This window comes from Saprospiraceae bacterium, assembly GCA_016709995.1.
GTDB lineage: Bacteria > Bacteroidota > Bacteroidia > Chitinophagales > Saprospiraceae > JADJLQ01.
On the sequence record JADJLQ010000001.1, the window covers coordinates 407,779 to 428,808 of the forward strand.

The 21,030-nt window shown below is 41.9% G+C and carries 14 protein-coding genes and 1 pseudogene; 4 read left to right on the forward strand and 11 right to left on the reverse strand.

The features are described 5' to 3' along the window. Positions 1 to 17: 17 nt before the first annotated feature. Genes infB through IPJ09_01775 form a run of 3 tightly spaced genes read right to left on the reverse strand, consistent with a single transcriptional unit; the run spans position 18 to position 4,547 of the window. The gene (infB, locus tag IPJ09_01765; GenBank protein MBK7370172.1) at positions 18 to 2,762 is read right to left on the reverse strand and encodes a translation initiation factor IF-2; all 2,745 of its coding nucleotides are present in this window, start codon (positions 2,760 to 2,762) and stop codon (positions 18 to 20) included. A 54-nt stretch (positions 2,763 to 2,816) separates the two neighbouring features. Then, positions 2,817 to 4,070: a transcription termination/antitermination protein NusA gene (gene nusA / locus IPJ09_01770; protein ID MBK7370173.1), complete on the reverse strand. Its 1,254-nt coding sequence runs from the start codon at positions 4,068 to 4,070 to the stop codon at positions 2,817 to 2,819. 3 nt (positions 4,071 to 4,073) lie between these two features. Next, positions 4,074 to 4,547 carry a ribosome maturation factor RimP gene (locus tag IPJ09_01775; protein MBK7370174.1) on the reverse strand — a complete coding sequence of 158 codons (474 nt, stop codon included), beginning with the start codon at positions 4,545 to 4,547 and terminating at the stop codon, positions 4,074 to 4,076. Positions 4,548 to 4,726: 179 nt separating this feature from the next. Between IPJ09_01775 and mqnC the strand changes: the two genes are divergently transcribed. Then, positions 4,727 to 5,869: a dehypoxanthine futalosine cyclase gene (mqnC, locus tag IPJ09_01780; protein ID MBK7370175.1), complete on the forward strand. Its 1,143-nt coding sequence runs from the start codon at positions 4,727 to 4,729 to the stop codon at positions 5,867 to 5,869. 8 nt (positions 5,870 to 5,877) lie between these two features. On the opposite strand, the gene radA is transcribed toward mqnC, so the two are convergent. The 3 genes from radA to IPJ09_01795 all read right to left on the reverse strand — a co-directional run bounded on the left by radA (position 5,878) and on the right by IPJ09_01795 (position 9,360). Then, positions 5,878 to 7,245, reverse strand: a complete 1,368-nt coding sequence (gene radA, locus IPJ09_01785; GenBank protein MBK7370176.1) for a DNA repair protein RadA — start codon at positions 7,243 to 7,245, stop codon at positions 5,878 to 5,880. A 356-nt stretch (positions 7,246 to 7,601) separates the two neighbouring features. Next, entirely contained in the window at positions 7,602 to 8,303 is a 702-nt protein-coding gene (locus tag IPJ09_01790; GenBank protein ID MBK7370177.1) for a hypothetical protein, read from the reverse strand. Between the two features lies 1 nt (position 8,304). Then, positions 8,305 to 9,360, reverse strand: a complete 1,056-nt coding sequence (locus tag IPJ09_01795; GenBank protein ID MBK7370178.1) for a T9SS type A sorting domain-containing protein — start codon at positions 9,358 to 9,360, stop codon at positions 8,305 to 8,307. Between the two features lie 410 nt (positions 9,361 to 9,770). On the opposite strand from IPJ09_01795, the gene IPJ09_01800 reads away from it, so the two are divergent. Beyond that, entirely contained in the window at positions 9,771 to 11,000 is a 1,230-nt protein-coding gene (locus tag IPJ09_01800; GenBank protein ID MBK7370179.1) for a hypothetical protein, read from the forward strand. On the opposite strand, the gene IPJ09_01805 is transcribed toward IPJ09_01800, so the two are convergent. After that, on the reverse strand, positions 10,997 to 11,338 hold the full coding sequence (locus IPJ09_01805) for a hypothetical protein (GenBank protein MBK7370180.1): 342 nt from the start codon (positions 11,336 to 11,338) through the stop codon (positions 10,997 to 10,999). The genes IPJ09_01800 and IPJ09_01805 overlap by 4 nt on opposite strands. A gap of 1 nt (position 11,339) precedes the next feature. Beyond that, positions 11,340 to 11,903, reverse strand: a complete 564-nt coding sequence (locus IPJ09_01810) for an RNA polymerase sigma factor (protein ID MBK7370181.1) — start codon at positions 11,901 to 11,903, stop codon at positions 11,340 to 11,342. Between the two features lie 127 nt (positions 11,904 to 12,030). Between IPJ09_01810 and IPJ09_01815 the strand changes: the two genes are divergently transcribed. Together IPJ09_01815 and IPJ09_01820 are read left to right on the forward strand one after the other, a co-directional pair. Next, positions 12,031 to 14,679, forward strand: a complete 2,649-nt coding sequence (locus IPJ09_01815) for a valine--tRNA ligase (GenBank protein ID MBK7370182.1) — start codon at positions 12,031 to 12,033, stop codon at positions 14,677 to 14,679. 1 nt (position 14,680) lies between these two features. Next, a pseudogene (locus tag IPJ09_01820) lies at positions 14,681 to 16,089 on the forward strand (glycoside hydrolase family 140 protein). A 4-nt stretch (positions 16,090 to 16,093) separates the two neighbouring features. Here IPJ09_01820 and IPJ09_01825 read toward each other — a convergent pair. The 3 genes from IPJ09_01825 to IPJ09_01835 form a co-directional block, all read right to left on the reverse strand. Beyond that, positions 16,094 to 18,460: a glycoside hydrolase family 127 protein gene (locus tag IPJ09_01825; protein ID MBK7370183.1), complete on the reverse strand. Its 2,367-nt coding sequence runs from the start codon at positions 18,458 to 18,460 to the stop codon at positions 16,094 to 16,096. A 78-nt stretch (positions 18,461 to 18,538) separates the two neighbouring features. Then, positions 18,539 to 19,930 carry a chromosomal replication initiator protein DnaA gene (gene dnaA / locus IPJ09_01830; GenBank protein ID MBK7370184.1) on the reverse strand — a complete coding sequence of 464 codons (1,392 nt, stop codon included), beginning with the start codon at positions 19,928 to 19,930 and terminating at the stop codon, positions 18,539 to 18,541. Positions 19,931 to 20,087: 157 nt separating this feature from the next. Then, entirely contained in the window at positions 20,088 to 21,011 is a 924-nt protein-coding gene (locus tag IPJ09_01835) for a metallophosphatase (protein ID MBK7370185.1), read from the reverse strand. Positions 21,012 to 21,030: the final 19 nt, after the last annotated feature.

A 21,030-nucleotide genomic window follows, 5' to 3' on the forward strand; every position in this document is an offset into this window, starting at 1 on the left:
ATACGACCAGGAGTTTTTTAGCTCAGACGAGCCTTAACCTCGCTGATTTCGTAACCTTCTATAACATCACCTGTTTTGATATCATTGAAGTTTTCAATGGATAGACCGCACTCCAATCCACTTTTAACCTCTTTGACATCATCCTTAAATCTTTTGAGTGCAGCTATTTTGGCAGTAGCGCCTTCTTTGCTTGGATAAGTCACGATACCATCCCTGATCAGCCTGATAGGCGTGTTTTTCATGATTTTTCCCTCCGTGACAAAACATCCGGCTATAGAACCCACTCCAGTGATTTTAAAGACTTCTCTGACTTCGAGCATGGCTATCACTTTCTCTTCTTTAACCGGTTCCATCATACCTTCCATAGCTGATCTGATGACTGCGATGGCTTCATAAATGATAGAGAATGTCTTGATCTCCACACCTTCTTTTTCAGCAAGCTTTCGGGCACTTGCAGAAGGTCTGACCTGAAATCCTATAATAATGGCATCTGATGCTGAGGCAAGCAATACATCTGATTCTGTAATGCCCCCAACCGCTTTGTGGATGACTGATACCTGAATCTTTTCAATCGACAGTTTGATGAGTGAATCCGCCAACGCTTCGATGGATCCGTCCACATCACCTTTAATAATGATCTTCAGCTCTTTAAACGTACCTAGTGCAAGTCGTCTGCCGATCTCATCGAGCGATATACGCTTATTAGTTCTGGTGGCGAGTTCTCGGTTGATCTGAGCGCGCTTCAAGCCTAGATCTTTGGCGATGGATTCATCTTCAAACACTTTGAATTTTTCACCTGCCTGAGGAGCACCTGACATGCCCAGAATCAATACAGGACTGGAAGGATCTGCTATTGTTATTTTTTGGCCCCATTCATTAAACATGGCCTTGACACGACCAAAATGTTCTCCTGCAAGAATGGCATCACCTACATTTAAACTTCCATTTTGAACAAGAAGTTTGGTAACGTAGCCTCTGCCTTTGTCGAGAGAAGCTTCGATGACGGTACCTGATGCCATCCGTTTTGGATTAGCGGTGAGTTGAAGGATCTCCGCTTCAAGCAATATCTTCTCCATGAGCTTGTCTACATTCAATCCAGTCTTGGCTGATATGTCCTGTGATTGGATTTTGCCACCCCAATCTTCGACCATCAGGTTCATGGCAGCAAGCTCTTGTTTTATTTTTTCAGGATTAGCACCTTGTTTATCTATTTTATTAATGGCAAAAACGATGGGTACACCAGCAGCCTGAGCGTGAGAAATGGCTTCTTTGGTCTGAGGCATGATATTGTCATCGGCAGCAATGATGATGATGACCACATCCGTCATTTTGGTACCACGTGCGCGCATAGCGGTAAAAGCCTCATGTCCCGGAGTATCCAGGAAGGTGATTTGTTTGTCTCCCAATTTTACTTCATAGGCACCGATATGTTGGGTTATTCCTCCAGCTTCTCCTGAGACCACATTAGCGCTTCGGATATAATCCAACAAGGAAGTTTTGCCATGATCTACGTGTCCCATCACAGTGACGATAGGAGCCCTGGGCACCAGGTCGCTGGGTAGATCTTCAACATCTTCTTCTGTGTCAGTAGAGTCTTCAGCAGATACAAATGAAACTTTGTGGCCAAACTCTTCGGCAACCAGCTCTATAATTTCAGCATCTAGTCTTTGATTGATCGATACGATGACACCCAGATTCATACAGGTCATGATGACTTGTGCAGGTTTTACATTCAGCAGGGAAGCAAGCTCAGAAACTGACATAAATTCGGTGACCTGCATATCTGTGCTCACTAGAGCTTGCTCTTCCAGTTCTATTTTTTCTCTTATCCTGGATCGATTATCGCGTCTTATTTTTTGTCTTCTAGATTTCGTATTTGAACCTAATCTGGCCAGGGTAGCTCTAATCTGATCGTCAATTTCCTTTTGAGAAATCTCTTTGACATCATCTCTGCCGCGGGCTGGCCTGACGCCTGTCCCTGGGGTGCCTGAGGGAGGGGGAGCCGTGGATTCGATTTTCTTTCGTTTTCGTTTTCGTTTTTTCCTGATATCCTCATCCGAAGAAGCCAAAGGTTTTTTCTTCGAATCCAGGTCAGCTACAGGTTCTTCTTTTTTCTTCTTTGAAAATTTGTCAGTATCGATTTTACCCAAAATCTTCAACCCTTTCAAGGTAGGTGTTTCAGACCGATGCATTTCCTGAACTGGTTCTTCGGTGGAAGTAACTGGGGCAATGATTTTGGAAGATTCTACTACTTTAGGTTCAGGAGTGGACGGTTCTCTGACATCCTCTATTTCAGGGACCTTATCGGTTGGTTTCTTTTTCTTTTTAGCTTCAAGATCTATTTTATCTACCACCGTAATCTTAGGAGCATCAACCGTAACTCTTGTGATCACTGAATCAGCAGCAGTGGTTGGCTCCGATATTGTTGTGGTGGGCGTTGGAACAGGAGTAGTTGGTGTTGGAATGGATTTGGCTTCAACGACAGGAGCTATTGGGGCAGGAGGCGGAAGCGGGGTTGGGATGGATGGTATCTCTCGCTTAGGTGATTGGGTAGCGCTGGCTTTACCTATGATGAGCTGCTCAGCTTTCTCTTTGACTGCCATAGATGCAGAAAACTCTTTGATCAATTCAGCAAACATTTCGTCTGTGATCTTGGCGTTGGGTTTATTTTCTATGGCAAACCCTTTCTTTTGCAAGTGCTCAACGATAGAGCTCGTGCCAATATTAAATTCTGAAGCAGTCTTTACTAAATTTTTAGCCATATATAAATTTTCAATCCACCTATTTGAAGACCACTCAAGTTGAAATTGCTTCTATCAACTTGCTTGATCCTCTTCCATTTCACTAGATAATATCTTCAACACATCATCAATAGTCTCTTCTTCCAGGTCTGACCTTCTGATCAATTCTTCCCTGCTTAAGGTCAATACACTTCTGGCAGTATCGCAACCGATCCCTTTAAGCGTATCAATGATCCATGCTTCTATCTCATCTGCAAATTCATCGAGATCGACATCATCGATTTCTGTTCCTTCTTCAGTGTCCCGATAGACATCTATTTCAAAGCCTGTGAGTTTACTGGCGAGTTTGATATTCGAGCCGCCTTTGCCTATAGCCAGGGAGACCTGATCTGGTTTGAGATAAACAGATGCTCTCTTATTTGGTTCGTCAATTTCAATTTTGGTGACCTTAGCGGGTGTAAGAGCACGCTGTATGTACAAAGTAAGGTTGTTGGTGTAATTGACTATATCAATATTTTCATTACGCAACTCACGAACGATGCCATGGATTCGCGACCCTTTCATGCCTACACAAGCACCGACCGGGTCTATACGATCATCATATGATTCTACAGCTACTTTAGCCCTTTCGCCAGGTATCCTGACAATATTTTTGATAGTGATCAGTCCATCTTCTATCTCTGGTACTTCGTGTTCCATCAGCTTTTCCAGGAAAGCACTATCCGTTCTGGACATAATGATAGATGGAAGATTGTTTTTCATGATGACATCTTTAATGACGCCCCGGACCATGTCCCCTTTTCGAAAATGATCTGCTTTGATCATTTCAGATTTTGGCAGCACCAGTTCATTGCCGGTAGTATCATCAATGACCAGGATTTCTTTGGGCAGGACCTGGTTGACCTCGCCGAGGATGATTTCTCCTTTTCGATCTGAGTATTTTTGAAATACTTCGTCTTTCTCCAACTCCAGGATACGGGAGATCAATGTCTGTCGAGCAGCCATGATAGATCTTCGTCCAAAATCCTCTAATTCGAGTTTGGTGTAACATTCCTCATTTACATCATAGTCCGGATCTATCTCGCGGGCTTCTGATACAGAGATTTCTTTATATGGATCAGAAACTTCACCATCCGGCACGATTTGCCGTACATGCCATAGCTCCAGGTCACCTTTTTGGGTATTTACGATCACATTGAAGTTTTCATCTGTGCCGTATTTTTTCTTGATGAGGGTACGAAATACATCCTCCATCACCCGCATGAGGGTAGGGCGGTCAATATTTTTTCCCGCTTTGAATTCCGAAAATGTTTCAACTAAATTGATCATGGATCAAAATTTTATTTGAATAAAGGTTTTAATGATATCATCTAATAATATAATAGTTTCTACTTTCTTCTTTACTTTTTTCTTTTTTTCAATTTCAATGACTTCCTGTTGGACTATAATCATGTCTGGTTTGACTTCGGTCAGGATGCCTTCGATGATATGGCCGTTTTGATGGTGCACTGTCACTGGACGCCCGATATTTTTGACATACTGGCGATGAAGTTTTAATGGTCTATCCAAGCCCATCGAGGACACTTCCAATATATAAGCATCCGGTATAAGGTCAGATTCTTCGATTTTGCGACCAAGCCATTTGTTGATTTTTGTACAAAGAGCCAGATCCAATACGCCGTCACTATCGAGAAAGATTTCAAGTTTTTTTGGTGAGTGATGGACATCCACCACATAACATTCCCTGAAGCTTTCTTCAGTAAATTTTTCATTTAGCCAATTCGTTACCGTCTCTTCGATCAACATAGATGTCCTAAAATGAAGAAGGGAACTTTTGGTTCCCTTCCAGATTTCTTTTTCAACTCGGTGCAAAGATAATATATAATCTTAGAATAAAAATTAGAAATTTTTCAACCTTTAAATTTGGCTTTAAGGTGATTTATTGTTGTCCTTAGCTTGAAGGTCATTATTTTTGAGGTTATAAGATGAATACACAACTTTTATTGACAAAAGCATTACAATCTGAGTGGTTGAGCATTGAAGAGGGTACCTATTTATTTAAGCATGCCACTTTGGGTGAACTCATGGCCGCCGGTCATGCTTTGAGACAGGCGAAGAACCCAGGCCAAACAGTGACCTGGATCATAGATAGGAACAGTAATACGACGAATGTCTGTGTAGCTAACTGCAAGTTTTGCAATTTTTATAGAGTTCCGGGGCATTCTGATGCTTATATCACCTCCCTGGATCAATATAAAGAGAAGATCGAAGAACTTTTTCGATATGGTGGCGAGCAGCTGTTGTTGCAAGGTGGTCATCATCCTGACCTGGGCCTTGATTATTATACCAAACTTTTCCGACAGTTAAAGGCCATGTATCCTACATTAAAGCTTCATGCCCTTGGCCCTCCAGAGATAGCCCATATCTCCAAAATATCCGGTACCAGCCACGAGGAGACTCTCCGGTCACTTATAGAATCTGGGCTGGACTCCTTGCCAGGCGCGGGTGCCGAAATATTGGTCGACCGCGTCAGGAATCTTATAGCCCGGGGGAAATGCCTCTCCGATGAATGGCTCGATGTGATGCGTGAGGCACATAAACTAGGTCTGACCACTTCTGCTACCATGATGTTTGGCACTATAGAGACTATTGAGGAAAGAATGGAGCATCTGTGCAAGCTGAGGCAGGTTCAGCATGAGCGACCTGCAGATGCCGTCGGTTTCCTGGCATTCATACCCTGGCCATTTCAGGATGAAGGTACCCTCCTACAACGCATCAAACGTGCTGAAAATGAGACTACTGCGGAAGAATATGTTAGGATGATCGCTCTTAGTCGCATCATGCTCCCCAATATTCAAAACATCCAGGCCTCCTGGCTCACCGTAGGAAAACACATAGCTCAAATATGCCTTCATGCAGGGGCCAATGACATGGGAAGCATCATGATCGAGGAAAATGTAGTGAGTGCAGCAGGTGCCCCATACAGATTTACAGCCTCGGGCATACAGCAAGCTATTATCGAGGCAGGTTATATCCCTCAATTAAGAGATCAACAATACCAGCACAGGGACTTGCCACCAACTATCGAACAGCAACAAAATATTCCTGCTAAAATGACCATAGATTAATGGGAAAGTCAACCAAAAAGTTCGGAAAGAGCATCTGCAACTTTGCTAAAGCCAAGTATGTTAATTTTATATTTGTTCTTGGCCAGGCCTTTTAGGTTATTTTTTGGAATCAGAATTTTGTCGAATCCTAAGCGTTCTGCTTCTTGTATTCTTTGTTCGATGCGACTAACTGCTCTTATTTCTCCACTCAAGCCAATCTCACCAGCAAAAGCGATGTTTTTTGATACAGGCAGATCCTGCATGGAGGAAACCAATGCAGCTATTACACCTAGATCCAAGGCAGGATCTACTATCTTCAATCCCCCGGCTATATTGAGGAATACATCCAAACTTGAAAATCTCAAGCCTCCCCGCTTTTCCAATACGGCCAGCAGCATACTTAATCGCCTCAGGTCATAGGTGGTGACAGATCGTTGAGCTGTACCATATATAGCAGTACTCACCAGGGCTTGTACTTCCAGCAGCACAGGTCGCATACCTTCCATAGTAGCACATACCACACTGCCACTAAGATTTTCATCAGTTTGTGATAGTAATAATTCCGATGGATTGGATATTTGACGGAGCCCGGATGATTGCATCTCATAGATCCCCATTTCGTCTGTGGACCCAAATCGATTTTTACGCGTTCGGATGATTCGATAGGCGTGTAGCGCATCGCCTTCAAATTGGAGTACGACATCGACGATGTGCTCCAGCACTTTTGGGCCGGCTATGAGTCCTTCTTTATTAATGTGTCCGATGAGAATAAATGGTATACCGGTTGACTTGGCATATCGTTGTATCTCGGCGGTACATTCACGCACCTGGGTCACACTGCCATGAATAGACTCCAGGGTAGAGAGAGATAAGGTTTGAATAGAATCTATAATGACTAGTTCCGGTTGTAACAAAGTGATTTCTTCTAATACGCTATGCATATCGGTCTCTGTCAGAATATATACATTTTCGTGTTTGATCCCGATCCTGTCCGCCCTCATCTTGATTTGCTCTTCGCTTTCTTCTCCTGATACGTAAAGCACCTTATTTTTGATTTGAAGGGCTAGCTGCATGGTCAAAGTGGATTTGCCAATACCGGGTTGACCTCCGATCAAGATGAGGGAACCACTGACGATACCTCCCCCTAGTGTGCGGTTAAACTCCTGATCAGGAGTGATTAATCTTTTTTCAGCTGATTTCTGAATCGATTGTAAAGCGACAGGCTTTATTTTGCTTTTTTGGGACCTTAATTGTTTGTCCAGCAAGTTTGCTTTCTGATTGACTTCTACTATTTCTTCTACATAAGTATTCCATTCCCCACAGGAAGGGCAGTTACCCACCCATTTTAGGCTTTTTACACCACAATTTGAGCATGTGTACTCTTTTTTTAGTTTCATACTACCTATTTTTTCGATTGAGCTAAAAAAAAATTCTTTATTTGCGTGACTTTTATTTTTACCTCCGTCAAATATGTGTAAAAATTGATGAAATAAAGATTCCGTCAAAATTTATAAATAATAGAAGACCCTGGCTGTAAGGCCTTGGTCTTCGCAAATTGGTTTTTTGGGGTTTATACAGGGTGCTTTGCTGTTTATCAGTTAAGGTGCCCTGTTTTTTTTACGTATTAATTAACAGGAACATTTTTATTAGTTGAAGGTTCAATTCAAATTCAAGCAGGTTAAATATCAAGGCAAAAGGTCAGTTAAAGCAAATGTCTTTTCCAAAAATTATTGAATATGCGTTAGGAGCTTACCTATCGGGTCCTCAAATCCAAAGACTTATTTAATTGAGCTTGTTGTATGGCTGGGTCATCAGAGAGCATTTTTATAAAAGCATCAGTGGTTCCGGGCTCTATCATTGCGGTGACTGTCCAATATTGATTGGTAGCAGGATCAAGTCTTTTTCCAAGCATCATCTCGTAAGCATTATATTTTTGGAGAACATCGGCGATGGTCATTCCAGGTTCTAATTGTAGGATGAATTCGGTTTTTGTCCGATTTTCCACCAATTTTTCCCAGTGGTCGCTCAGCGCCATTGAATCTATGCGATCAGCAAATCTTTGTAAGGCACCGGGATATTGATAATTGGTGAATATCTTTTTTTCCGGATTTTCACCGAAGTAGATTATTTCAGTAGAGGGCGCATCAGCGATGGGCTCCCGGTATTCGTCTCTAAAGGCAGCCAGGTTTAAATCCTTAAGTGTGGATTTAATCTCCTTCAATTCGACTTTGGTCAGCTGATATGTATACATTCCGTTAATATTCATGTTTTGTTTAGCATGAAGCTTCATAATGCCGCTTTGGTATATGGTCACATTATATACAGGGCAATATCCGAAACAAGGCGACTTGGACATTTCAAATAGTTTTGCCCCCGGTGTACTGACCAGCACCTTTTTTGGACTACACTGCATCAGACTACTCCATACAAGGCTTATGATTATAAATTGCTTCATCTCAAAGTTTTAAAAATTTCACAGTTTTCTGTTCTTTATTATAACGAAAATATAAAAAGTAAATTCCCGCAGGCCAGTGTTTTATTTCTACATCCACGGCTGGTATTATATATAGTTCACTTTCGAGCAATGATTGGCCCTGGGTGTTAAATACGGAATAATAGATAGGGTTTTCAGGTAATTCGCTCTGGATATGCAAATTACCCCTTGAATTGGATATTTTTATATTCAATAACTCTAGAGAAACTGGTTTGGGTAGCAGTGCACAGGAGATGGGTTGGTTGAGCAAGGAGTTTCTTGAAGTCTGTAGCGTAGTCCACATCAGATAGACCTGGTCCCTGGTAAAAAACTTTGAACATTCGTCATCAACAAAATCCATAAAATTCATAAACATGCTCTTTTGTCCGCAGGAAAATTGAGGATGCTGAGGGCAATCAAAATAGGGCCCTTGCTGCGGTGGAGTGTCTTGCAGTCCATCATCTTCGTCACAATCTCCTATGATCTGCCCCCAGGTATGTTTGAGGCCGAGGTAATGGCCCATTTCATGTACCAGGGTTCGCCCTAATATTTTGGCACCCGGGGAAATCGTGAAATAAATGGGATCGATCACGATACCATCTTCTTCCATCACGGGAACCATACCGCCTATCGTGCTTCTTCCAAATATATTTTCCATCCGGCCCACCCAGATATTGATATACTTATCCGTAGGCCAGGCATCATGCCCTCCAGATCGAGCATAATGTATCTGAAAGCGATTGAGTACATCTTTTACCGATCCGATATGATCTATAGTGGTTCTGGTTCGTGTAATGCCACTATGTGGATTGCCTGAAGGGTCCTGGGCGGCGAGGCAGAATCTGATCTGTGGGTCGCCAATCGCAGCTGCGAATTCTGAAGGAATATCCGCCCTGCCTTTTGTGGTCTGATTAAAATCAATATTGAGCCTTTCTATCTGTTTTGCGATCACTTCGTCTGATAAATTATCTTTTTCATCAAACCAGACGATGTGTACAACTATAGGTAAAATGGTAGCTGACCTGGAATTCAGTTTCAACTCTTTAAGTGAGCTTGGTTCGCTTGATCTCAGAAGATAATAATCATCAGTACCACAAGGAATGTTTTGGGAGAAGGCTATAAAAGGAAGTATTACCAGTAGGCATAATAGCAGGTGTCGATATTTTTTATACCAGGTTGATAGCAAATGATATAGGTAATGTCGTCCAAAGATACTTATAAATGAATCTATTGACTTGACTCCCAATCCTTCCTGTAAAATTATTCGTTTAATGGCTGGTAATTCAGAGATTACAAACCAGCCCAGGTCTAAAAAATCAAGGCTTTTTAAAAATCTCCTTTAATTTCGCCTTTCATAAAATGGATGAACTCACCCTGTTTATTGAGTAATACTATGATTTACAATGGATTGGTGGATTAATCTTGTCAAATACAACCTTTAAAAATTATATGCAACGATCTTCTGTCCACATATCTGGATTCGAAAATAATTACAGTTTGTGTTTTGATTTTAGCATAGACGAGATTGAGCCATTGATAGCAACTATGGGCACAAGAAGTACCTTATTATCCTATCCATTTCTTAAGTCGATCGAAGAATGCCCGCCACAAGGATTAAAACCGGTTTATGCAGTTTTGATAGATCATCTTGATCAACCCGTAGGCTTCTTTAACTTCCAGGTAAAATATTTTCAGGCACAGCAGAGTATGCGCTTAGGCCAGGATGAGGATTTTTTCTGTCGACTACATTTGAGGCTTAAGTCGCTGGTAGTCAATCTTGTAGAATTTAATACTTTGGTGTGCGGCAATTTGCTCTTAAGTGGGCCGTATGGCTATATATTGCGTCCTGATCATGAGTCGAGTGCAGGCTTGATCTACCAACATATGATAGAAGAAATGCAGGGCTGGTTGAGGTCTAGAAGTCTGGATACCAATGTTGTGCTCGTTAAAGATTTTTTCCAGGATCAAAAAGTTTTGGAAGAAAGCACCTTCCACAGTTTTGAGATTCAACCCAATATGATCCTGGACCTGCCGCGACATTGGATGCGCTTTGAGGATTACCTGGATGATTTACATTCCAAGTATCGAATCAGGGCCAGAAGGGCAATGAAAGCGGCTAATGGGATCCTTCGAAGGGAAATTTCAATGGAAGAAGCCTCCACCTTTCGAGCACAGTTATATGGTTTGTACAAACAGACAGCCACACATGCAGAGTTTAACCTCGTCGATTTACATCCTGATTACTTCTACCAACTCAAAAAGAACCTGGGGGAAGCATTTCACATTTATACCTACAGTTTAAAAGATGAATTGGTGGCATTCTATACCGTCATCGAAGATGGAGCGGAAGATGAGGCTCATTTTCTTGGCATCAATGAATCATTGAACAAACCTTATCAGCTGTACCTCAATATTTTATTCGACATTATCCAAAGCTCCATTTTACGTAAAAAAACAAGAACCCGATTTTCCCGCACTGCATTAGAGATCAAAAGCAGTGTTGGTGCCAAAGCACATTCGTTGACCTGTTATATAAAACATCGTAAAGTGATCAACAATACTTTCGTGCCCTATTTATTAGATTTTTTAAACCAGAACCAGGATTGGGTTCCGCGACATCCATTCAGAGAATCTGAAAATCAACTTGTACCAATTTTTGGTTTGGTGCCGGAAGTCTAATTCTGATCAAATTTTATTGACATATTCAAGCGGGCGTAAGCATGATGTAGTTGGTTGATCTGATTGATTATCAATTCGTCCTGGGTATGGTCAAACTGGATGGTTGAGACCAAAGGTGTTGCAGTACTTGTTTTGTTTATTCTTACATTATAAGTGATGCCAGTGACCAGTATAACACCTATCATGGCAGCAGCAAGTCTGTACCAGGTAGAGTGCCACAATGGTTTTCTTTTTTTATTGGCATGAAGCCTGTCAGCAAGTTTTATCCAGGCATCCTGAGAAGGGGGTACATGGATATCGTTAGAATATCTGCGAAACTGACTTTCGATATTATTCATACTATATTATTGGTTTTAAGTTTTTTAATTTTTTGTTTTCTACTATTTCCTTTAGCCTTTTCTTGGCCAGGATCAGCTGAGATTTGGAGGTATTGATACTAATCCCAAGCATATCTGCGATCTCTCTGTGTTTGTACTCTTCCATGACAAATAGGTTAAACACGGTCTTATATCCTACCGGCAGCTGGTCCAATAATGGAATGACTTCCGAGCCTCTTAATTCAAAATTTTGTAAATCCATATCTTCCTGTGGTATAGGCCATTTTTCGTTCAGTTCTACTTTAATCAATTTTTTCTTTCGGATCCACATTAATGCTTCATTGACCATTATTTTTTTCATCCATCCTTCGAAACTACCCCGGCCATCAAATTGACGGATATTGCTAAATATTTTATAAAACCCTTCTATCATCACATCCTCCGCATCTTCTAGTACATTGATATATCTTCTGCACAATCCCAGCAAAACTGGAGCATACTGATCATACAAGGCCTGTTGGCTTAGTCGGTCCTCCTTTTTACAGCCTTCGATCAAGGTCTCAATATGAAGTGTATTTGATTTAATGACTTTTTTGAATTAAAGATGCAAATTATCAACATTTTTGGTGCGTACCTACCACGCATACTTATGCTCTCGCTTTAGTGGTCTTCTTGCCAGCCTATTCCACAATGTGCTCTATCTTTGTGCCCATATGGAAATTGCGACAAGGTATCAACCTACTGAAGTAGAAGAAAAATGGTATGCACACTGGATGGGTATGGATTACTTTCACTCTATACCCAATGACAGAGAACCCTTCAGTGTAGTCATCCCACCGCCGAATGTGACAGGGGTACTCCACATGGGGCATATACTTAATAATACGATTCAGGATGTGCTCGTAAGAAAAGCGCGCATGGAAGGAAAAAACGCCTGCTGGGTGCCAGGTACTGACCATGCCTCTATCGCTACTGAAGCCAAGGTAGTACGGTGGCTCAGAGACGAAAAAGGCATCAAAAAGGGAGATCTCGGTAGGGAAGAATTTTTAAAATATGCCTGGCAGTGGACAGACAAGTATGGCGGTATCATTCTCAATCAATTGAAAAAACTTGGTGCCAGCTGTGATTGGAAGCGAACTGCTTTTACCATGGATGAAATACGAAGCGACGCTGTGTACAAAGTATTTGTCGATTTGCATGAAAAAGGCAAGTTATACCGTGATTTTAGGATGGTCAATTGGGATCCGGAAGCAAAAACTGTGCTCAGCAATGAAGAAGTCATCTACCACGAAGAGCAGGCTACCTTATATCATATCGCCTACCAGGTTGTAGATCAGCCAGGTATGAAGGTAATCATTGCCACCCAGCGTCCGGAGACTATCATGGGGGACACGGCGGTAGCGGTACATCCTGATGATCCAAGATACAGTGCGCTGAAAGGTCAGCGCGTCCTGGTGCCCCTGGTAGATCGTATGATACCGATCATCTTTGATGAATATGTAGATCAGGCATTTGGTACCGGTGCGCTTAAAGTGACCCCTGCACATGATATTAATGATTATGAACTGGGCAAGAAACATGGTCTCGACACCATCGATACCTTAAATGATGATGGTACACTTAATGAATCAGCCCAGGTATTTGTCGGCAAAGAAAGATTCGAAGCACGCAAATTGGTCGTGGCCAAACTGCAAGAACTTGGTCTACTGGTCAAAACCGAAGATTATAAAACCAATATCGGTCGGTCAGAAAGGACCAATGCTGTGGTAGAACCGAAACTATCCTTGCAATGGTACGTAGATATGAAAAAATTGTCTGCACCTGCTTTAGAGGCTGTGATGAAGGATGATATACTTTTTATACCTGAGAAATATAAAAATGTCTACAAACACTGGATGGAAAACATTCGTGACTGGTGCATATCGAGACAGTTGTGGTGGGGGCATCAAATCCCTGCCTGGTATTTGGCTGGTTCTACTCAGCCCTATGTAGCACTCACTGCCGAAGAAGCGCTTGAAAAAGCAAAAAAACAGACCGCTAATAATGATTTGACTTTGTCGGATTTGAAACGCGACGAAGATGTTTTGGATACCTGGTTTTCGAGCTGGTTATGGCCAATATCGGTTTTTGATGGGTTTAATTCAAAAGAAGAATTGGATTATTATTATCCTACCGCGGTCCTGGTCACAGGGTGGGATATCATATTTCTTTGGGTCGCCAGGATGATCATGAGTGGCTACGAATGGCAAGGCAATCTGCCGTTTCGAAGTGTTTATTTCACCGGTATGGTGAGAGATAAGCTGCGTAGGAAGATGAGTAAATCTTTGGGTAATAGTCCGGATTGTCTTGAGTTGATATCCAATTATGGTGCCGATGCAGTGCGATACGGGATACTGGCTTCATCGCCGGCGGGAGGTGATCTTTTATTTGATGAAAAGCTTTGTGAAAATGGTCGAAATTTTTGTAATAAAATATGGAATGCAACCAGGCTGATCCAGGGATGGACGGTAGATCATAATGAAGACCCCAATCCTGTCCAACAGCTTGCTATGCAAACCTATCAACAGAAGTGGAGCAGATGCAAGACTGAAGTCAACCAGAATATAGATCAATATCGACTATCTGAGGCTATTACTACACTTTACTCCTTTGTATGGGATGATTTTTGCTCCTGGTATCTGGAGATGATCAAGCCGGAAGCAGGCACAGGGATAGCCCCCATCGTCAAAGAAGAGTCGATCGCTTATTTTGAAGAAATCTTGTCAGCACTCCATCCATATCTTCCCTTTATCACCGAAGAGCTCTGGCATCAATTACGGGATCGTAAGGAAGGAGATGATTGTATCGTGTCGCCTTACCCGGGACCTGCTGCTTATGATGAGACTACCCTCAAAACCATATCGGCACTTCAAGACCTTATCAGATCGATCAGGGAAATAAGAAATAAAAATGGCATAGCCATGAAAGAGGAGCTAGCTTTGAAAATATTTGATTCTGAAGAAGGTCGGGCACTATTCTCGACAGAAAGTCAGATGAAATTCGTCTCTAAATTTGGCAATATCTCCGATATCGAATGGGTTCAATCAGAGGTATCCCAGGCAGTGTCTTTTATCTGTGGAGCTACTAAATACTTCATACCATTAAATAAAGAAATTGATATTCCAGCTGAAACTGACAGACTGGAAAAAGAATTAGTTTATGCAAAGGGTTTTGTGGATTCCATCAGGAAAAAACTGGATAACGAACGATTTGTACAAAATGCTAAACCTGAGGTGATAGAAAATGAAAGAAGGAAAATGGCCGATGGTATAGAGCGTTTGCAAAGTATCCAGGAAAGTTTGAATCAAATTAAAACAATCTAATATGAATCGTCAAAGCATTTTATATCTCAGGTGTTTGAGTATTGCGATTTTATGTCCGTTTCTAGGCCTATCCGGACTATCGGCTCAGCTCAAGGTGAGTGACAATCATCGATATATAATACAAGCAGATGGTACTCCGTTTTTCTGGATGGGGGATACAGCCTGGGAGTTGTTCCATCGATTGACAAAGGAGGAGACGGATCTTTATTTTAAGACAAGGGCTGCTCAGGGATTTAATGTAATCCAGGCGGTGGCGCTTGCAGAGATGGATGGCTTGCACACTCCCAATGCCTATGGCGAAATACCACTCGAAAATGATGACCCGCTGCGACCAAGAGAAGCTTTTTTTCAACACATTGATTATGTAATTGACTTGGCTGCACAATATCATTTATATATTGGATTTTTACCAACCTGGGGTGATAAACTAAACAAAAGCACCTGGGGTATGGGACCTGAAATATTCAATGCAGCCAATGCCTATGAATATGGTAAATGGCTGGGTCTACGATATAAAAACAAAAAAATATTATCTGGATACTTGGAGGAGACCGAACTCCAAGGGACGAACAGGATGTAAATGTATGGCGAAGAATGGCTGCCGGTATTCAAGATGGAGTAGGGGGCAAGGATCGGGCATTTATGACTTTTCATCCTCAACCAAATAACCTGGAAGATGGAGGATCTTCCAAATGGTTTCATCAAGATGAATGGTTGGATCTGAATATGTTTCAAACTGGCCATTGTCGTGAAAACAATGTGTGGGATCGTCTTGCGGTAGCTTATAACAAAACGCCTGCCAAACCGGTACTCGATGGGGAGCCTATTTATGAAGACCACCCTGTCTGTTTTAATGCCAAAGATCTCGGTACTTCCAGTGCATATGATGTCAGGAAAAATGCCTATCTCGATGTGTTCTCCGGGGCTTGTGGCCACACTTATGGATGTCATGATATCTGGCAGATGTATAGCCCACAAAGGACTCCTGTAAATGGTCCACACTTTCCATGGTATGTAGCTATGGATTTGCCAGGGGCTAATCAAATGCGCTATTTACGCCACCTTATGACCTCCAGACCTATGCCCGATAGAGTACCAGATCCTACCATGGTACAAAATCTTTTGCAAGCGCACAATCGAATCCAGGCTACCAGAGGTAATGATTATTTGATGGTATATTCTTCGCAGGGGTTTCCATTTGAGTTAAGTTTGGGGAAGATTTCAGGAGAGCAATTGCAATCTTATTGGTATGAACCCAAAACCGGCAAGTCAATCAAAGGAGATTTAATCACTAATAAAGGAATAAGACAATTTGTGCCACCTAGCCAGGGCTACGGTAATGATTGGGTATTGGTGCTGGATGATGCCGGCAAAAAATTTGCTGAACTGATGTATCCTGGTCATAATTAAATTTTCAGTCTTTTATAATGGTCCGTGCACCAAATATTCTGCCTGCAGTTTTGCCATGATTGGCCAATATTTTGATGACAACGACCCTTTTGTTCATAGTCCATGCAGGCGGAAGATCATAGTATAGGTCATAAAATTTTCCGGTTTTTCCCCCAGGCCAATCTATCGTGGTCAGTAGCTGTCCGTCGATGAGAAGGTCCCAGGTACGATTTTTATCGTCTCCGAGGTAGGTCAATACCAGTTGGTTTGGATTCGAAGGACTCACTTTAAGATCAAATTGAAAATGGTTTTCAGCTCTGGCTTCTCTTCCTTTTTTGCCGAGAGCCTCGTCTACATAAGACCTTTCAGTAAAACTTAGGTGGTGGCTTTGTTCATCTTCATCCACTCCAAGGTCGAGATAGTCTACCGTTTGTTGTTCTAATTTTGCGATTCGATTTTGCTCTGCTTCATAATCAAGCTTAATATTTTCCCATTGAGTGTCGGTCAGGAAATCGAAGTATACACTATAATAATCATCTAATACCTGGTAAAACGGCTTTAAGGTGGTTATACCCGATTGAGTGATGCCGGGAAGAGTCGTAAAAGTTAAAGTCTTCTCCTGGTTAGGCTTCAACCAATGCGCTATATTTTTATCTGATGTCAACAACACGGGTATGTCTAATTCTTTAGGAGGGTAGAGACCCAGATCCGCGGCAAGTACGAGCGGGCCGTATTTGATGGCGACCCTGTCAGGATTGTCTGGCATGGGTTCGGTATACAATTCCGGATGGAAGTTAATTCGAATGAGGTCGTTTTTTTTCCACCGGTGTTGCAGATATATATAGCCATTTGAGATATTTTGTTCCGACAAAGTCTTACCATTGATAGCTATATCGACATTGGTCGACCAGGCAGGTTTGCGAATGGCAATCACCCGATTGGTGGGTGGCTGATTGTCGAGGTGTATATAGGAACCAGGATTAACCAAAAAATCGCCGGATTGGGTGATCTTCATTTTTCCTTGTTTCCAGGATAAAACCGAAGGAATAAAAAGGTTGACATATAAGATATGCTGACCATCATGGCTATAGATCTGTTCCTGGTATTTGGAATGATTCTCCATACCACTGCCTACACAGCAGGTGAAGGTATTGAAGGTGTCGCTGAAGCTCTTTTTGGTACCCATCCTGAGAGGGACGAAATAAGTCATCATGCCTGTACCCGGATGTTGTGATGCCAGGATATGATTGTACAAAGCTCGTTCATAATAATCCATGTAGTCTGATCCGGGATTCCATGAAAACAAATGCCGAGTGAGTTTGAGCATATTATAGGTATTGCAGGTTTCGCAAGTATTGTCACTGAGCCGGTCATTGAGTTGGTCGGGTTCTCCACAATATTCATAATTGCTATTACCGCCGATGGCATAGGTATGGTGGTTAGTCATGGATTGCCAAAAAAACGAAGCAATGTTGTGTTCTCGGGAGGAGGATGTAAGTTCGTATTGTCGGGCACTCCCCAATGCCTTAGGTACATTCGTGTTAGAGTGTTTACCTGGAAGCGGGTCTATACCTTGAGCCAGCTGTCCCATCACAAATTCATCGTAAAATTTAAATGATAAGTCCAGGTATTTTTTCTCTCCTGTCAGGGCATAAATATTGGCCAGGACATCATTCATGCCACCATATTCGCAATTCAACATTTTTAAGCGGGTCGAATCATCCAATCCTGAGACAATGTTTCCTGTCCAGTCGGCCATTTTTTTGACTATAATCAATGCATCACGATTGTTAGCATACAAATAAGCATCACACAATCCAGCCATAATCTTGTGTACCGTATACCATGGGCTCCAACCACCATTGAGGTCAAATCCGGAAGACCTGATCTCCCCTTTCTTTACTTTGGCAAAAATGGAATCTTCCTGAGGAATGGCACCTAAGTATCCCGTTTTGCGCACTTGTTGGATGACTTTTAAGTCGTGAATGATTTCGTCCACTTTGGATTTGAGGGTTTTACTTCCGGTGGCAGCATACATCATCGATGCGGCAGACAGATAATGCCCCAAGGTATGACCTGCCAGGCCCGAAGACTCCCATCCCCCATAGATCGAATCTCTGGCTTTGAGGCCTGCATGTGTATAAAACCGATGTAACAATCGCTGTGGACTGATCAGGCATAAATAGGCGCTATCCATGCTCCTCGCATGGTAAAATGAAGACCCAGGAGCAAGAATAATATCCCGTAAATTAAAAGCATAGGCATTGATCTTGACCGATGGGGTGACCTTGACTTTAGCGTTATACAACTCAGGCACATAAGTCTGAGACTGAAGACTTGCTGACAAAGTCAAAATACAACAATAAACAACGATGATTGTACCGGTTTTCACACAAAAAAACTTTAACTACGAATGTAGGCAATTTGCTTTACCAATAGCATAAAAAAAGGAAGCTGGGATTTGTGTGTCTCAGACGGCCAGACTCAACTTGATTTTCTTCTCCAGCTCTTCTACCGAGATCCTGAAAGTATCATCCGTATCTAAGAGATCTTTGATGGTCTTGACCGAGTAGATAACCGTGCTATGATCTCTGCCACCGAAGGTGCCACCTATTTTGGCCAAAGAGTAGCTGGTTAGATTTTTCGCGAGATACATAGACAATTGGCGGGCGATGACAATAGATCTTTTCCTGGTCTTGCTTTGTAAAAATTCTTCTTTGATCTTGAAGTGTTCGGCTACCATTTTTTGAATTTTCTCCAGAGAGATCTCCTTGGAATAATTCTTTACAAATTTTTCAATGACCTCTTTGGCTAAGGTGAGATCGATTTGTTTTTGATTGAGTGAAGCCTGTGCAGCCAGTGAGATCAAGACCCCTTCCAGTTCTCTTATACTGTTTTTAATATTGTGGCAGATCAATTCCTGCACATTGTACGGGATAGTGATTTCTTCATCTTGTGATTTGGCTTCCAGGATAGCCATCCTCGTTTCGAAATCAGGAGATACCAGGTCTGCATGTAGCCCCCATTTAAAGCGGGATACCAATCGTTCTTCGATGTCTTGCAGATCTTTGGGTGGCTTGTCAGATGAGATGATAATCTGCTTGCCGATCTGATGCATTTGATTGAAGATATGGAAGAAGATTTCCTGGGTCTTTGTCCTATTGGCTAAAAACTGAATATCGTCTATGATCAGCACATCGAGATGCTGGAAAAAAGCCATAAAATCATCTATCGCATTATTTTTTATGGAGTGAATGACTTGTTGGGTAAATTTTTCTGAGCTGAGATACAACACGCCTTTATCAGGATGATTGGCCAATATCTCATTGCCAATCGCCTGAATTAAGTGGGTTTTGCCGAGCCCGACGGCACCATACACATACAAGGGATTGAATCCGGTCTTGCCTGGTCTTTTAGCGATCGCTATTCCGGCAGCCCGGGGCAATTTGTTGCAGTCGCCTTCCACATAATTGGAGATTCTATAGTCAGGATGCAGGTTTGATTCAAACTTTACTTTTCTGATACCGGGTATTACAAAAGGATTGACCAGCTGATTGGTGTCTATGGATTTAGGAAAACTAGCATCCCCTGCCGAAGAGCGGGTCTGTTTTTCCATAGGGATGAAATACTCCAATCGGCCTTGTTTGCCGAGCTCATGTTTGATGCTTTTCTTTAATATTTCTAGATAATGTTCTTCAATCCACTCATAAAAAAATTTATTGGGAACCTGTATAGTCAAGACATTGTCTTCCAATCGAATGGGTTTGACCGGTTCAAACCAGGTCTTGAAGCTTTGCTCAGGTATGGCATCCCGTATGGCTGTCAAACATTTGTCCCAGACTAATTGATGCATATAGAGCATAAAAGATACTAAATAGTGTTTGAATTGGTAAATCAAAAAAAAGTCTAATGCATAAATACTTTTCCTAAAAAGCACTATTGATATGCAATAAGGACAAATGTCATTAAAAAATCTCTAAATAGATCTACATCCCTTCAAGTATCAAAACATATTTTCTTCAACCATTCATAATCCACTCATTATTACAAGTTTTGCACTTGTTTTTGGTTTTGTTTCTTTCAAATTCAATATCTATCCGGCCGAGCATAGTTCCGCCCCAACCTACCTGATTGATCACCAAGGGATTGCCTTCTTTGTTTTTGGTGATGAAAGCTTTGTCAAGAAAGGTGTGTGTGTGTCCTCCCAAGATCAGATCTACATGTGACAACAGTGGTGCGATAGATCTGTCTGATATCTTTTGATCCTTATACTGATAGCCTAGATGAGACAGGCAGATGATATAGTCACATTTGATTTCGTCTTTTAAATACTTACTGGTTTGATTGCCTTTGGTCACTGGGTCCTGATATACCGTATTGCCTGCTAATGCATCCGGCACCAGCCCTTTAAGTTCGATACCCAAACCAAATATTCCAATCCTAACCCCATCTATGTTTTTTACGATGTAATCCTTGGCCACTCCCTCCATCGGGGTATCCTTAAATTGATAATTAGAGTTGACGAGAGGAAAGGATGCATATTGCAATTGTTTTTTGAGCAAGTCCAGTCCACCGTCAAAATCGTGATTGCCAATGGTACTGGCATCATATCCCAGGGCTGTCATAGTCTTCATTTCTATTTCCCCTTTGTACAGATTAAAATACGGAGTACCCTGAAATATATCCCCTGAATCGAGCAAAAGCACATTGGGTTCGGTTTTTCTCACAGATTTGATCATGGATGCTCTTGCAGCTACTCCACCTAAGCCCTGAAGTCGACTGCCATCCATTGGAAAGGGATCAATCCGACTGTGCACATCATTGGTATGCAGGATGGTGATTTTGATTTTTTCTTCATTGGTCCATCCTCTTAACGGAATGCCCTGGCCTAATACCCATCCTCCGCTGAGGCTGGTATATTTTAAAAAATCTCTTCTTTTCATATGATTTGTTTATTTAAGA

Excerpts from the sequence above, each read along its gene's own strand:
- nusA (MBK7370173.1), bottom strand. The coding sequence starts at position 4,070 with ATGATCAATTTAGTTGAAACATTTTCGGAATTCAAAGCGGGAAAAAAT.
- mqnC (MBK7370175.1), top strand. The coding sequence starts at position 4,727 with ATGAATACACAACTTTTATTGACAAAAGCATTACAATCTGAGTGGTTG.
- radA (MBK7370176.1), bottom strand. The coding sequence starts at position 7,245 with ATGAAACTAAAAAAAGAGTACACATGCTCAAATTGTGGTGTAAAAAGC.
- IPJ09_01775 (MBK7370174.1), bottom strand. The coding sequence starts at position 4,547 with ATGTTGATCGAAGAGACGGTAACGAATTGGCTAAATGAAAAATTTACT.
- IPJ09_01800 (MBK7370179.1), top strand. The coding sequence starts at position 9,771 with ATGCAACGATCTTCTGTCCACATATCTGGATTCGAAAATAATTACAGT.
- infB (MBK7370172.1), bottom strand. The coding sequence starts at position 2,762 with ATGGCTAAAAATTTAGTAAAGACTGCTTCAGAATTTAATATTGGCACG.
- IPJ09_01835 (MBK7370185.1), bottom strand. The coding sequence starts at position 21,011 with ATGAAAAGAAGAGATTTTTTAAAATATACCAGCCTCAGCGGAGGATGG.
- dnaA (MBK7370184.1), bottom strand. The coding sequence starts at position 19,930 with ATGCTCTATATGCATCAATTAGTCTGGGACAAATGTTTGACAGCCATA.
- IPJ09_01805 (MBK7370180.1), bottom strand. The coding sequence starts at position 11,338 with ATGAATAATATCGAAAGTCAGTTTCGCAGATATTCTAACGATATCCAT.
- IPJ09_01815 (MBK7370182.1), top strand. The coding sequence starts at position 12,031 with ATGGAAATTGCGACAAGGTATCAACCTACTGAAGTAGAAGAAAAATGG.
- IPJ09_01790 (MBK7370177.1), bottom strand. The coding sequence starts at position 8,303 with ATGAAGCAATTTATAATCATAAGCCTTGTATGGAGTAGTCTGATGCAG.